The 14,099-nt window shown below is 68.6% G+C and carries 11 protein-coding genes; 4 read left to right on the top strand and 7 right to left on the bottom strand.

From position 1 onward, the window contains the following. Positions 1-2: 2 nt before the first annotated feature. The 3 genes from AC5JLE_RS00560 to AC5JLE_RS00550 all read right to left on the bottom strand — a co-directional run bounded on the left by AC5JLE_RS00560 (position 3) and on the right by AC5JLE_RS00550 (position 6,356). Positions 3-1,667, bottom strand: coding sequence for a sensor domain-containing diguanylate cyclase (locus AC5JLE_RS00560; RefSeq protein ID WP_075075649.1), 1,665 nt, complete (start codon positions 1,665-1,667; stop codon positions 3-5). 109 nt (positions 1,668-1,776) lie between these two features. Further along, entirely contained in the window at positions 1,777-4,200 is a 2,424-nt protein-coding gene (locus AC5JLE_RS00555) for a putative bifunctional diguanylate cyclase/phosphodiesterase (protein ID WP_049418832.1), read from the bottom strand. A 218-nt stretch (positions 4,201-4,418) separates the two neighbouring features. Beyond that, positions 4,419-6,356, bottom strand: a complete 1,938-nt coding sequence (locus tag AC5JLE_RS00550) for a DEAD/DEAH box helicase (RefSeq protein ID WP_046429684.1) — start codon at positions 6,354-6,356, stop codon at positions 4,419-4,421. 266 nt (positions 6,357-6,622) lie between these two features. Here AC5JLE_RS00550 and AC5JLE_RS00545 point away from each other — a divergent pair, with 266 nt between their 5' ends. Further along, positions 6,623-6,844 carry an RNA-binding S4 domain-containing protein gene (locus AC5JLE_RS00545; RefSeq protein ID WP_014036469.1) on the top strand — a complete coding sequence of 74 codons (222 nt, stop codon included), beginning with the start codon at positions 6,623-6,625 and terminating at the stop codon, positions 6,842-6,844. 11 nt (positions 6,845-6,855) lie between these two features. On the opposite strand, the gene ubiM is transcribed toward AC5JLE_RS00545, so the two are convergent. From ubiM to AC5JLE_RS00525, 4 genes are all read right to left on the bottom strand, one after another. Next, a complete protein-coding gene (ubiM, locus tag AC5JLE_RS00540) occupies positions 6,856-8,034 on the bottom strand; it encodes a 5-demethoxyubiquinol-8 5-hydroxylase UbiM (RefSeq protein ID WP_496064910.1) in 1,179 nt (392 codons plus the stop codon). A gap of 79 nt (positions 8,035-8,113) precedes the next feature. Beyond that, a complete protein-coding gene (locus AC5JLE_RS00535) occupies positions 8,114-8,503 on the bottom strand; it encodes an MAPEG family protein (protein WP_046429692.1) in 390 nt (129 codons plus the stop codon). Positions 8,504-8,514: 11 nt separating this feature from the next. Continuing rightward, on the bottom strand, positions 8,515-9,060 hold the full coding sequence (locus tag AC5JLE_RS00530) for a DUF4019 domain-containing protein (RefSeq protein WP_241884158.1): 546 nt from the start codon (positions 9,058-9,060) through the stop codon (positions 8,515-8,517). Positions 9,061-9,118: 58 nt separating this feature from the next. Then, positions 9,119-10,282, bottom strand: a complete 1,164-nt coding sequence (locus tag AC5JLE_RS00525; protein WP_041863185.1) for a COG3904 family protein — start codon at positions 10,280-10,282, stop codon at positions 9,119-9,121. Between the two features lie 470 nt (positions 10,283-10,752). Here AC5JLE_RS00525 and AC5JLE_RS00520 point away from each other — a divergent pair, with 470 nt between their 5' ends. The 3 genes from AC5JLE_RS00520 (at position 10,753) to AC5JLE_RS00510 (ending at position 14,074) form a co-directional block, all read left to right on the top strand. After that, positions 10,753-12,231: a DNA-3-methyladenine glycosylase 2 family protein gene (locus AC5JLE_RS00520; RefSeq protein WP_014646458.1), complete on the top strand. Its 1,479-nt coding sequence runs from the start codon at positions 10,753-10,755 to the stop codon at positions 12,229-12,231. Beyond that, positions 12,228-12,719, top strand: a complete 492-nt coding sequence (locus AC5JLE_RS00515) for a methylated-DNA--[protein]-cysteine S-methyltransferase (protein WP_005408696.1) — start codon at positions 12,228-12,230, stop codon at positions 12,717-12,719. The genes AC5JLE_RS00520 and AC5JLE_RS00515 overlap by 4 nt, the downstream gene beginning before the upstream one ends. A 104-nt stretch (positions 12,720-12,823) precedes the next feature. After that, positions 12,824-14,074: an alkaline phosphatase family protein gene (locus tag AC5JLE_RS00510; RefSeq protein WP_288494659.1), complete on the top strand. Its 1,251-nt coding sequence runs from the start codon at positions 12,824-12,826 to the stop codon at positions 14,072-14,074. Positions 14,075-14,099: the final 25 nt, after the last annotated feature.

The following is a 14,099-nucleotide window of genomic DNA, read 5'->3' as shown; positions in this document are numbered from 1 at the left end:
CTTCATGCCGGGGGCGGCGGATCGAGTTCTTCGCCGTCGAATACCCGGTTGCGGCCGGCACGCTTGGCCACGTACATGGCGTGGTCGGCCCGGCGCAGCAGCGCGGCGAGATCGTCCTCGCCCGGCCGCCACTGCGCCAGGCCGATGCTGGCGGTGACCTCCAGACCGGGCACCTGCAGCGCCCGGGCCGCCTCGGTGAGGTGCTGGCGCAGGCGATCCAGACGCGCCGATGCCGCCTCGCGCGGCATGCCCGGCATCAGCAGCAGGAACTCTTCGCCACCCATCCGCACCACCTGGTCCTGGCTGCGGACCGCGGCACGCAATGCACGTGCCACCGCCACCAGTACCTGGTCACCCACGGCGTGGCCATGGCGGTCATTGATGTCCTTGAACAGGTCGATATCGAGGAAACCGATCACCAGCGGGCCGCGCTCGCGATCGACCCGCTCCAGGTGCCGTGCCAGCTGCTGCAGCCCGGCACGGCGGTTGGGCAGCCCGGTCAGGCCATCGGTCTCGGCCAGCTGGCGAAGTTCATCGCGCTGCTGGCGCAGGCGGCCCAGCCGCTGGTTCAGCGCATAGGCAGCCATCATCAGCAGCCAGGTCACCGACAGTTGCAGTGCCTCCACGCGGTACTCCAGCAACCACGCAGCGCGGCAGGCGTCTGCCAGGATCAACACCAGCATCGGTGCCAGCGCCGCCAACCCCGCCTGCGCCCAGCGGTCGCCGCGCAGCCATGCCCACACCCCGGCCATCAATGCCAGGCCGCAGCCCAGCAGGTAGGACACCTGCAGGCCCTGCGCCACCCAGGCCAGGCTGTCCCGCTGCAGCCAGGGCACCCACGCGGCCAGCGCCAGCAATCCCCACAGCGCCAGCAGCTGCATCGGGCGCGATCGCGGCAGCAGGCGGTCGCCGCCGTTCAGTCGCCACAACGCGGGCAGCACCAGCGCCTGGGATGCAGCGGTCAACGACAGCAGCCACCACGCGCTGCGCTCACCCACCGGCAGCCATGGCTCGGGGTAGCCGCTCAGCCCGCCGAGAATGGCCTGCCACAGCACCAGCACGGTGGTACCGGCGATGTAGACCAGGAAACTGCGGTCGCGGGTGGTAAGGAAGGCCATCAGGGCCGACAACGCCAGTGCGATTGCCACGGCGATGCAGGCCGCGCGCACCAGCAGGCGGGCGGTATCGTTCTGCTGCACGGGACTGGGCGCGCCCAGCCGCAGGGTCGGTACCCAGCGCGCCTTCAGCGGCGTCTGCCATGACACCAGGAACGGTTCATGGCTGCCCGCCGGCGGCACCGCGACCAGGCCGATGCCTGCGCGGAACCGGGAATCACGGGTACGAGCATCGTGCATGTTGCCGCAGATTTCGCGATCCCCATGCTGCACGCGGACTTCGCCCGCGAACACATTGAACACGTCCAGTGCCTGCGGCTGGCCCGACCAGCCGCCCGCTGGCGCGGACACCTGCACCTGTTGCCGTGGCCCCGCCAGCATCTCCGGCGTGCATGCGCGATGCGGGGTGGGTTCATCGGTCGCCGCACCGACCAGCAGGTAGTCACGCCCGGCTTCGGCTACAGCCGCCGACAGCGGCCACGGCATTGCCAACCACACCAGCAGCACGACCAGCACCGCTCCCGTTCCGTACTGCCCCTGCCTGCCGCCCACGCCACGTCCTGTTCCTGCTTACGCCCGCGCCCACTGCGCGTCGCCCCTGCCGGGCATTATCGCAGCCGCGGCTGCAGCCCACGTGTAGACCAAAGTCGCCGACGGGCGTTCAGCCAGCGGCGGGCGGACCTTTCACCGCCACCAGGCGCACCGGCCGCAGGTCGGCCAGGGTCATCCGCTCCAGCGGTTGCGGCCGCTCGACCGCATAACCCTGCAGGCCCTGCACCCCAAGCCGGGTCAGCGCGGCGGCGACGTCGGCAGTCTCCACCCATTCGGCCACCACCTCCATCTGCAGCTCGCGCCCCAGTTCACTGATCGCGCGCACGGTGGCATGGCTGACCGGATCGGTATCCATGTCGCGCACGAAGGCCCCGTCGATTTTCAGGATGTCGGCCGGCAGCTGGCGCAGGTAGCCGAACGAGGACAGCCCGGAACCGAAATCGTCCAACGCCATCCGGCAGCCACGCGCCTTCACTGCATCGATGAAAGCACGCGCCTGGCTGAGGTTGCTGATCGCAGCGGTCTCGGTGATCTCGAAGCACAGCTTGGAGGCCAGCGCGCGGTTGCGCTCCAGCAGGTCGCAGACGAAGGCGAGGAAGCCGGGCTCGGCGATCGACTGCGCCGAAACGTTGACATTGCACAGGCCCAGCTGCCGCACGTGTGCCGGGCACACCTGCAGGTGCCGGAACAGCAGGCCAAGCACGTGCCGGTCCAGCGCCACGGCCATGCCATAGCGCTCCACCGCCGGCATGAACTGGCCCGGCAGGTGCAGGCTGCCATCGCTGCCACGCATGCGCACCAGTACCTCGTAGTGCAGGTAGGAGGGATCGCCGACGCGGGCGATGCGCTGCGCATACAACACCATGCGGTTTTCGGCCATGGCCAGGCTGACGCCCTGCAGCCGCTCGGCTTCCTGGCGCCGTTCCTCCAGCGCCATGCGGTTCTCGTTGAAGCAGTGCACGCGGTTGCGGCCGGCCTGCTTGGCCGCATAGCACGCGCTGTCGGCGGCGCTCATCAGCCAGTTCACATCCGGCGCATCGGCGCTGACCTCGACCACGCCGATGCTGCAGCTCAGCTGCGGGCTGCCTTCGCTGACCGGGAACGTCGCCTGCCCCAGGTTGCGGATTACCCGCTGCAGCACGCGCTTGGCCTCGTCCTGCCCGGCATGGGCCAGGAACACGGCGAACTCGTCCGCGCCCAGCCGGCCCACCCAGTCACCATCGCGCACCGCCGCCACCAGGTAGTCGGCGAAGCTGCGCAGCATCTGGTCGCCGGCGGCGTGACCGAAGCTGTCGTTGACCAGCTTGAAATGGTCCAGGTTGATGTAGCACAGCGCGTGCGTGCCACCTTCGCTGCGCACCTGCAGCAGCGCGCGTTCCAGCAGCCGTTCGATCTCGCGGCGATTGATCAGGCCGGTCAGCGGGTCGTGGCTGGCGTGGTGCTCGATCTCGCGCGCCAGTGCATGGTTCTGGCTGACGTCTTCGATGATGGCGAACACCGACAGGCCACCGCCGGTGCTGCGCACGCCGGTGCCGCTCCAGCGGCCCCAGACAAGGCTGCCATCGCGACGGCGGAAGCGCAGTTCGCTCGGGCGCAGCTGGCGGTCCCAATCGATGCGGCCCACCCCATCGATGACCAGCTCGCCGTCCATCAGCAGGTCGCCCAGCGACAGCTGCAGCAGCATGTCACGACGATGGTCGAGGATATCGGCCATCGCCTGGTTGGCCTCGATCACCTTGCCTTCGGCATCGAGCTTGAGCATGCCGACGTTGGCCTGGTAGAACGCCGCGCGGAAACGGCTCTCGTGTTCGGTCAGGTCCTTGCCGACGCGGCGCGCCAGGGCGACCGCCATCAGGCTGATCGCCAGCACCGACAGGCCCGCCACCATCAACGTGGCCAGCCTCACCAGCGTCGCCATCCGCAGCAGCGCCTGCGAGAACGCCTGGCTCTGCACCTTCATCCGCTGGTCCAGGTCACGCAGCTGCTGCAGGTAGTGGTCGCGTGCGGCAACGGGCACCAGGTTGCCGTCGTGCCGCAGCTGCAGTTCATCGATCAGTCGCTGCAGCGCCATCAGGTCGCCATCGGTCTGCCGCCACAACGCGCTCGCTTCGCGGAATGCACCGATGTCGCGCGCGTAGCGGAACGAGAACACCAGGCGTGGGATGTCGGCACGCGCATTGCCGCCCTGCAGGAAGCCCTGCCTGGCCTTCTCCTCGTCCGGTTCGGCCTGTTCCAGCGCCAGTCGCGCCTGCAGATCGCCCAACGGCACCTGCAGGGCCTGGCGTGCGTCGTCCAGGTCCTCGGCATCGCCACGCGCCAGGTAGCGACTGAGTGCGGCGGTGGCATCCTGCTGGCCACGCGACCAGTAGCCCTGGCCGGCGATCCAGGCAGTGGAGGCCGCCTGCAGTTCCTGGATCAGGGCGGACAGTGCGACCAGTCCGATCGCCATGCCGGTCAACAACGCAAATCGCAGTCCCAGCCCCCGGGTCATCGGCACCCGCCGGCTGTGTTGGTCCGTGCCACTCCTACCCATCCCGGATCCCCCTGAATGTGCTGCGGTGACAACCTCCTTAGGAACCGGCTCAGCCTAGGACCGGCAATGTGTGGGCCATGCGAAAAAGGGGACGGAGGGGATTAAGTCGTTCTTGGCACAGGCGCATGGCCAGCCAGATACGACTTAATCCCCTCCGTCCCCTTTTTCTGTCCGCCGGCCCGGGGGCTGGCGGTGGTGTGGACGGCTGCGGGTGCGGCTTAGAAGCTGCGCGGGCCGCGCGGCTTGAAGCCGTCACGACGCGGCGGGCGACTGTCGCGGTCACCGCCGCGGTCGCCACCATGGCCGCCCGGGCCGCCACGACGCGGGCCACCCGGACCGCCCGGGCCACGCTTGTCGAAGCGCGGCTTGAACGGGCGCGGGGCCGGGTTGGTGTCTTCACCCGGAGCCAGCGCACGCATCTGCAGCTGCTGGCCGGACACCCAGACCTTCTGCAGGTGCGACAGCACGTCCGGCGGCATCTGTGCCGGCAGGTCCAGCAGCGAGAAGTCGTCGTGGATGTCGATGCGGCCGATGAAGCGGCTTTCCAGGCCGGCTTCGTTGGCAATGGCGCCGACGATGTTGGCCGGCTTCACGCCATGCTGGTGACCGACCGAAATACGGTAGGTCTCCATGCCCTGCTCCGGTGCACCACGCGGCGGAACCTCACGGCGCGGACGCTGTTCAAAACCACCTTCGGCGTCGTCACGGCGCGGCCCACGCTCGAAGCGCGGACCCCGTTCGTTGCGGTCGAAGCGATCACCACGTTCCGGGCGGTCACCACGGTCGAAGCGCTCGCGCGGTGCGCGCTCTTCGCGCGGGGCACGCACCGGCGGCTGCAGCAGGAACGGGGTATCGCCCTGCAGCAGCTTGGCCAGCGCGGCAGCGATCTCGATGGCCGGCACGTTCTGCTCGTTCTCGAAGCGCTCCAGCAGCTGGCGGTAGAAGTCCAGGCCACCGGCGCCGAGGGTTTCGCTGATGCGCGAGGTGAACTTGTTGATGCGGGTGTCGTTGACCGCTTCCACGCTCGGCAGCTGCATCTCTTCGATCGGCTGGCGGGTGGCGCGCTCGATCTGGCGCAGCATGCCCTTCTCGCGCGGGGTGGCGAACAGGATCGCCTCGCCGCTGCGGCCGGCACGACCGGTACGGCCGATGCGGTGCACGTAGCTTTCGGTGTCGTACGGGATGTCGTAGTTCAGCACGTGGCTGATGCGCTCCACGTCCAGGCCGCGCGCGGCCACGTCGGTGGCGACCAGGATGTCCAGCTTGCCTTCCTTCAGCATGGCGATGGTCCGCTCACGCTGGGCCTGCTGCATGTCACCGTTGATGGCGGCAGCGGCCAGGCCACGCGCCTGCAGCTTGCTGGCCAGTTCTTCGGTGCCGGCCTTGGTCCGCGCGAAGATGATCATCGCGTCGAACGGCTCGACTTCCAGGATGCGGGTCAGCGCGTCCAGCTTGTGCATGCCGCTCACCCACCAGTAACGCTGGCGGATGTTGGCCGAAGTAGTGGTCTTGGCCGCGATGGTCACTTCCACCGGGTCCTGCAGGTAGGTCTGCGCGATGCGGCGGATCTGCGGCGGCATGGTGGCCGAGAACAGGGCCACCTGGCGCTGCTCCGGCAGCTTCTTCAGCACCGCTTCGACGTCGTCGATGAAGCCCATGCGCAGCATTTCATCGGCTTCGTCCAGCACCAGCGTCTTCAGCTCGGACAGGTCCAGGGTGCTGCGGTCCAGGTGATCGATCACGCGGCCGGGGGTACCGACCACGATATGCACGCCGCGGCGCAGGGCCGACAACTGCTGGCCGTAGGGCTGGCCGCCGTACACCGGCAGCACGCGGAAGCCGGGGATCTTCGACGAATAGGACTGGAACGCCTCGGCAACCTGGATGGCCAGCTCGCGGGTCGGCGCCAGGATCAGGGCCTGGGGCTTGATCTGCTGCAGGTCGATGTTGGACAGTACCGGCAGTGCAAAGGCAGCGGTCTTGCCGGTACCGGTCTGGGCCTGGCCCAGCACGTCGCGGCCTTCCAGCATCGCCGGGATGGTGGCGGCCTGGATCGGCGACGGGGTTTCGTAGCCGATGGCGGTGACGGCCTGCATCACGGGCTCGGACAGGCCGAGCTGCGCAAACTGCAGCGGCGCTTGGGAATCTTGGGACATGGGGAACTCCGAAGGCACTGCCGTCTTCCTGGCAGTGCGATAAAAAAGGTGATGGTCCGCGCTTTGGGCGCCCTTCTTATCGCGTGCCCTGGCGCTGCTCGGTCGGAGGAGATTTCACTCGCTCAGAGCGGAATGATACCGCATTGATGCTGAACGAGGCATACAGCTTTCCTCACAGATGCCGTCGGGCCCGTGCTGGCGCACAATACGCGCCCTCTTCCCGGCCCGGCCGCTGGCCTGCGCCCTCTTCCCAGGAACCCCGCTCCATGCAGATTCTCGAATTCGACCTCGACGGTGACTACGTCGAACTCAAGCAGCTGCTCAAGCTGGCCGATCTGGTCACCAGTGGCGGCGAGGCCAAGATGGTCATCAGCGAGGGCCAGGTACGGGTGGACGGGGAAGTGGAACTGCGCAAGGCCTGCAAGATCCGCGCAGGCCAGGTGGTCGAATTCGCCGACAGCCAGATCCGGGTGCTGGCTGCAGGCTGATCTGAAGCTGTTCAGGCCACGCGCTGGGTCAGGTGCGAGGCAATCAGCTGCCTGAACGGTGCCACGCCCTGCGCCAGGCGCAGGCCGGCCGCACGCAGCAGGCGCGCCGGGCGACGGTCGTCGGTGTACAGGCTGGCGATCGCATTGGTGGCCTCGTACAGCGGCCGCGACGCCAGCCGATGACCACGCTGGTAGCTGGCCAGCATGCCGGCGGCGGCAATGTCGGCACCACGGCGCTGCTGCGCGACGATGCCCTGCGCCAACCGCTGTGCGCTGGCCAGGCCCAGGTTGAAGCCATGCGCGGTGACCGGATGCATGCCCACCGCGGCATCGCCGATCAGCGCAGAACGCTCGCCGACGAAGCGATCCGCGTACACACCCATCAGCGGATATGCCTGCGGCGTGGCCACCGGCTGCATCCGGCCCAGGCGGTGTTCGAAGCAGGCACTGATGGCCTCACCGAAGGCCACCTCGTCCATCGCCAGCAACGCCTCGATCTGCCGCGGCGGCAGCGTGATCACCGCCGATGCCTGGCCCTCGTTGAGCGGCAGCAGCGCCATCGTGCGGCCGTAGCCGAACCACTCCCAGGCGGTGTGGTGATGGTCGCGCTCGACCTGCATGCGGCACACCAGCATCGACTTGCCGAAGTCGCGCATCTGCGCACCGATGCCGAGCATGCGGCGCGTGGCGGAGAAGCGGCTGTCAGCGGCCACCAGCAGCCGCGCATGCAGTTGGCTGCCGTCATCGAGTTTGACCACGTGGCCCTGCGCATCGGCCTGCACGCCCAGCACCTTGCGCCCATCGAACAGCTCCAGGCCGTCCTGGCCCTGCACGGCATCCCACGCGGCGCGACGGATCAGATGGTTGGGTACCAGCCAGCCCAGCGGCTGGCCGTCGACCTGGCTGCTGGCGAAGGTCAGCGCGAACGGCGAGCCGCCGTTCATCACCCTGGCATCGCGCAGATCAGCAATTTCAGCGTGCGGCAGGCGCTGCCACAGCCCCAGCTGCTCCATGCTCTGCCGCGAGGCATGGGTCAACGCGATCTCGCGGCCATCAAAGGCGGCCTCGGCCAGCGCCTGGCGCGGCTGCACTTCGACCAGCCCGACCTGCAGCCTGCTGCCGGCCAGCGCGCGCGCGAAGCACAGACCTGCCGGTCCGGCGCCGACCACCACCACGTCCATCCTGCGCATGCGCGCCTCCTGCCGTTGATCCAATCCGCGCCAGCATAGCGCCGCGCGCCTGAGCGGCCTTGATCTGGATCAGGCCGACTTACAGAAGTGCGAACACCAGCGCCAGGATCGATAGCAGCGACACCAGCCACACCAGGCTGCGCACGTAGGGCACGCCTGCGGCGTACAGGGGCAGATAGACCACACGCGCCCAGAAGTAGGCCTGCGCCGCCAGTGCAGTGGTGTCGTTGCCGCGACCGGCCACGACCACTGCGATGGCGGCGGCGGCGAAGAACGGAAACGTCTCCAGGAAATTGGCCTGCGCGCGCTGCAGGCGGCCGGCCAGCGGGCTGAGCGGCTTCGCATCGCCATCGCGTGCCGAAGCATTCCACTTCATCCCGCGCTCGCGGGTGACCACCGTGGAGGTGGCGAAGATGTACACGAAGCCCAGCAGTACCGACCAGGCCAGCATCGTCAGTTCAGTTGCCATCATTCACCTCCTCAGGGTGCCGACGCGCGCAGGCTGTAACCGGCCAGGCGCCACACCTGGTCCTCGTCGAAACGGAACGAGACCAGCTCGCGCACCGGCTGTGCGCTGTTGGCGAAACGGGTCGGGAAGCTGACGTTGATGTACAGCCCTTCCGGCACTGCTGCACCGGCGCTGTACTTGACCCGGGTGATGGTCGGCTGGCCACGCCCGGCCAGCGCACCCAGGCGCGTACGCTCGGCGGCCAACTGGCTGACGAAAGCGGCCTTCGGCACCGCACGGCGCGCGACGGCCGAAGCGCCATCCCACAATTCGCCGGCGCGGTTGGCGTCGACCAGTTGCGCTGCCTTCACTGCGGCGGCGCCCATTTCCGTGTCCTGTTTCTGCACCTGCGCCTGTTGAGCAGCGGTCAACGCAGGGGAACCGGCGGTAGCGGGCTTCGCAGCTGCCGGCGAGGCTGGTGCCGGGCGTGCCGGGGCCGGTGCAGGCGTGGCCGGCGCAGGGGCCTGCGCCAACACGGTCAGGGGCAGCAGGGACAGCAGCAGGAACGCGCGCTTCATGGACACCGCCGGTTTTCTGGAGAGAACCGCAGTCTACGCCAGCGCGGTGACTACGCCGTCAGCGTGCCGGAGCGTTGCCCTCCACCGCTGCCGCATCAGCTTGCGCGGCGGGCGCGGCGGTGTTCGCTGGCGGCTGCTCGGCCACCGGCGGCGGCTCCGACGGTGCCGGTGGCAGCGTCGCCACATCGATCTCCGACAGCGGGCTTTCGTCCGGGCATACCGCATCCGGGAAACCGAAGCGCTGCTTCAGGGCCTGGCCGCAGCTGTTGATCGATTCCATGTCGGCGCCGTCGCGCTTGCACTGCTGGTCGAAGGCGATCAGGAACGCGTCCTTGCGCTGCACGAAGTCATCGCCGCAGGCGCGCATCTGCTTGATCCGTTCCAGATCGTCCTGCACCGCGTTGGTGCCATCCAGGCCGTACTGGCGCAGCTCATCCGGCGTCAGCAGGCGCAGGCTGCGATTGGGCACGGTCATCATCAGATCGGCCACGCCCACCGCCACGCCATTGCGCTGCAGGTAATCCTTCACGTTGTCGTAGACTTCGTGCAGCTCGCGGTTGAGCTCGGCGCGCGAGGTGGCCTTGGAGCTGATCCGCATCATGCGGTGGATGCCGACCTTGCCCGACAGCAGGCGGTTGTCACCGGCAGCCAGCACGAACACGCAGGCACTGTGGCAGATGGAGCCTTCGCGCACCCAGATGGTCCAGCCCGATTCACCGATGCTGTCACCGGCCACGATCGCCGACTCCACCTGGCCACCACTGGAGTCCAGGTCGAGGATGCGCTTGTGGATCTTCAGTTCGTCAGCGACCACCGCCAACCGCCACATCATTTCGGCGAAGCCCGGATTGATCTTGCCGGCGTAACGCACGCGCATCAGCCCACGCTCGGCACACGGCGCCAGGGCCTGGGTGATCTGCTCGCGCTGCAGCCCTTCCAGTTCGGCACCGTCGCCGGCATCGCCCGCATATTCCGTGCTGCAACTGACCCACGCACGCCCATTTTCCAGCTGCGCCTGCGGCCACGGCCGACCCGCCTGGCTGCGCGGTGGTGCCGGTGCCGGTGGCGCGTCGGCGGCATTGATCGAAACCATGTTCTCGCCATCACTGGCCGGCGCCCGCGCTGCCTTGTCGGCAGCGGTCACGTTGCCCGGATTCTCCAGCTGACTGCAGCCCGCCAGGGCCAGGCACAACAGGGGCAACCAGCGGAATTTGGCGGACATCGGGCAACCGGGATTCATGGGACCAAGAGCCACAGTCTACCCGTCCAGGCCGCGCATTCAGCGCGTGGCACTGAACCCCTTCTGACCCTTGGGAAAGCGTGTCGACCAAGGTAGACACCTACCAACGGCCTCAGGAACCTGTCGAAGGCGTGGCGGGTCCGGTGGCAGGGGTGCGAGCGGCATGGATGCCGCGACCAAGTCCCCAGGGGTGAGGGCGCTTTGCTTGCGAAGCACTGCTTCGCAAGCGCCCGAACGCACAGCCGCCAGCGGCTGGGCCGGTCTGGGGGTTCACGGCGTCCCCTGCCACCGGACCCACCACGCCATCCCACAGGAATCCCGCTTCTGCTGTTGCTGTTGCCGGCCAGCGGCCGGCACTACCGCGGGTCCGGGCGCAGCCCGGCGTGACCCCCTTCAGCATCCATGTCCGAATGTGGCGAGTATCCCCGCCCGCACCCGCCTAGACTGCCGCCATGGACACCGCCCTCGCCCTCGACACCGCCGCCTGCGACCGCGCCCGCCTGGCCCGCGACGCACGTTTCGACGGCGTGTTCTTCACCGCCGTGCGCAGCACCGGCATCTATTGCCGCCCGGTCTGCCCCGCACCGCCCCCGAAGCCGCGCAACATCACCTACTACCCGACCGCCGCTGCTGCCGCCGCCGCCGGCTATCGCCCGTGTCTGCGCTGCCGCCCGGAGCTGGCACCACAGGCCCAGCAGGCACTGGCCGGGCAGACCGTACAGCGCGCCCTGGCCCTGATCCACGGCGGCTTCCTGCAGGAGCAGCCGGTGGCCGATCTTGCTACGAAGCTCGGCCTCAGCGCGCGCCAGCTGCAGCGCCTGTTCGTCGAACGCCTGGGTGCGACGCCCGGGCAGATCCACGCCACCCATCGCCTGCTGCTGGCCAAGCAACTGCTGACCGAGACCACGCTGGCGGTGACCGACGTCGCACTGGCCGCCGGATACAACAGCCTGCGCCGCTTCAATACCGCATTCCTGCAGGGCTGCGGCATGGCCCCCACCGCACTGCGCCGCCAGCATCAACCGCTGGCCGCCGACGATGGCGGCCTGGTGTTGCGCCTGGGCTACCGTCCGCCGCTGGACTTCCCGCGCATGCTGGCGTTCCTGCGCAAGCGCAGCCTGCCCGGCATCGAGCTGATTGGCGAGGACAGCTACCAGCGCGTGCTGGGCACGCCGGAGCGCCCCACCCTGCTGCGCGTCACTGCCGACCCGAAGCGCCCGGAGCTGCGCCTGCAGCTGGGTGCGGTGGATCCGCGCCTGATCCCGGACATCGTGCGCCGCGTGCGTCGCGTGTTTGATCTGGATGCCGACCTGCAGCAGGTGCACGCCGCATTGGGCGAGGAACCCTTGCTGGCGCGCGGTATCGCCGAACGCCCCGGGCTGCGCGTGCCCGGCGGCTGGGATGGCTTCGAAGTGGGCGTGCGCGCCGTGCTCGGCCAGCAGGTTACTGTTGCCGCCGCCACCACCTTCGCGCGGCGGCTGGTCGATGCCTATGGCGCGCACCTGCCGGGCATGTCGTCCGACTTTGATCGCCAGTTCCCGGCACCCGAGGTATTGGCCGAGGCGCCTCTGGAATCAATCGGCCTGCCGCGCAGCCGCGCCGCGACCGTGCGTGCACTGGCCACCGCCTGCGCCAGCGGCCAGCTCGACTTCGGGCCCGGCCAGGCGCTGGAAGAGTTTGTTGCCCGCTGCGTGGCACTGCCCGGCATCGGCCCATGGACCGCGCAGTACATCGCTTTGCGTGGCCTCGGCCAGCCCGATGCCTTCCCGGCCGGCGATCTTGTACTGCAGCAGGTCCTCGGCCACGCGCAGGGCCAGCGCCTGAGCGAACGCGCAACCGAAGCGCGCTCGCAACCGTGGCGTCCCTGGCGCGCCTACGCCGTGCTGCACCTGTGGCACCTGTCCGGCACATTCGTTGGAGAACCGACATGACACTGTTGTTCGATCGTTTCGACAGCCCGATCGGCGTGTTGACCATCGCCGGCGACGAGCGTGGCCTGTCACACGTGCTGTTCCCGGAGAACCGCCACCCCGCGCGCGGGCGTGATGACTGGCATTACGCACCGGATGCCTTGCCGGAAGCACGCGAGCAGCTGCTGCAGTTCCTGCACGGCGAGCGCAACAGCTTCGACCTTGTGCTGGCGCCGCGTGGTACGCCGTTCCAGCTGCGCGTGTGGCAGGCGCTGGCGCTGATTCCGTTCGGCCAGACCTGGAGCTACCTGCAACTGGCGCAACACCTGGGACAGCCCAGCGCGACCCGCGCGGTGGGCGCGGCCAACGGGCGCAACCCGTTGCCGATCATCCTGCCCTGCCACCGCGTGATCGGCAGCAACGGTGCACTGACCGGTTTCGGCGGTGGCCTGGAAACCAAGGCCGCGCTGCTGCGGCTGGAACAACGCCAGGCCCCGCTGTTCGCCTGAACATCGGGGTCAGATCCCTTTTCCCGTGGAAAAGGGATCTGACCCCGGGCGATCCTGGCGCGCCGTGTCTTGGGCCGGTAATTGCACCGGCTTATCATGCACGGATGACTTCCGTACGCCTGACCTGTTCGCTGGCGCTGCTGCTGCCATTGGCTGCCTGCACCACTGCGCCTGCCCCTACCGCCTCCGTTCCCACGTCCGTCGCATCGGCCGCACCGCCGAAGCTGCTGCTGATCTCCATCGACGGCCTGCGCGCCGATGCGCTGGACCGCGGGCTGACCCCGAACCTGCAGCGGATGATCGACGGCGGCGTGCGCGCCCGCTGGATGACACCGTCCTATCCTTCCCTGACGTTTCCCAACCACTACACCATCGTCACCGGCCTGCGCCCGGACCACCATGGCATCGTCAACAACAGCATGGACGATGAAGCGCTGGGCCGTTTCGAGCTGAGCAACCGCGAGGCCGTCACCACCAGTGCCTGGTGGGGCGGTGAACCGATCTGGGTCGGCGCCGAGAACGCCGGCGTGCGCACCGCCACGACGTCGTGGCCGGGCAGTGAATCGGAAATCCGTGGTGTGCGCCCCAGCCAGTGGCGCATCTACGACGGCAAGGAACCGCTGGAGCAGCGTGCCGGTATCGTGCTCGACTGGCTGGCACAGGCCGACGCCGATGCCCCGCGACTGACCACGCTGTACATGGAGCACGTGGACAAGGCCGGGCACAACTACGGCCCCGGGTCGAAGCAGTACGCCGACGCCATCGCACGCGCCGACCTGATCGTCGGCCAGGTGCTCGACGGCCTGCAGCAGCGCGGCCTGGTCGCCACCACCAATGTGATCGTGGTGTCCGACCACGGCATGGCCAGCGTCGCCGACGGCCACGTGATCGCCACCGAATCGATGGCCGACCCGTCCATCGCGCGCAATGTCAGCCAGGGCCAGTCGGTGGGTTTCGCGCCGGTCGCAGGCCGCGAAGCAGAGGCCGAACGCGCCCTGCTCGGCCGCCATGCGCACTACGAGTGCTGGAAGAAGGAGAACCTGCCGGCGCGCTGGCACTACGGCACGCATCCGCGGGTTCCGGCCATCGTCTGTGCGATGGATGAAGGATGGGATGCGCTGCACCGCGAGAAGATCGCCAAGCGCGCGAAGCAGGACCGTGGCTCGCACGGCTACGACAATGCCCTGCCGTCGATGCGTGCGGTGTTCGTGGCCAGCGGCCCGTCGTTCCGCCAGGGCCTGGTGATCGACGGCTTCGACAATGTCGACGTCTACCCGCTGCTGGCCCACCTGCTGCAGGTGCCGGCCGCGCCGAACGATGGCAATCCGGAAACGCTGAAGCAGACCCTGCGCTGAATTCCCTGTAGAGCGAGCCCATGCT

The organism is Stenotrophomonas sp., assembly GCF_059505245.1.
The sequence above is the reverse complement of the archived record's forward strand: the minus strand, read 5'-3'. Positions and strand labels throughout refer to the sequence as shown.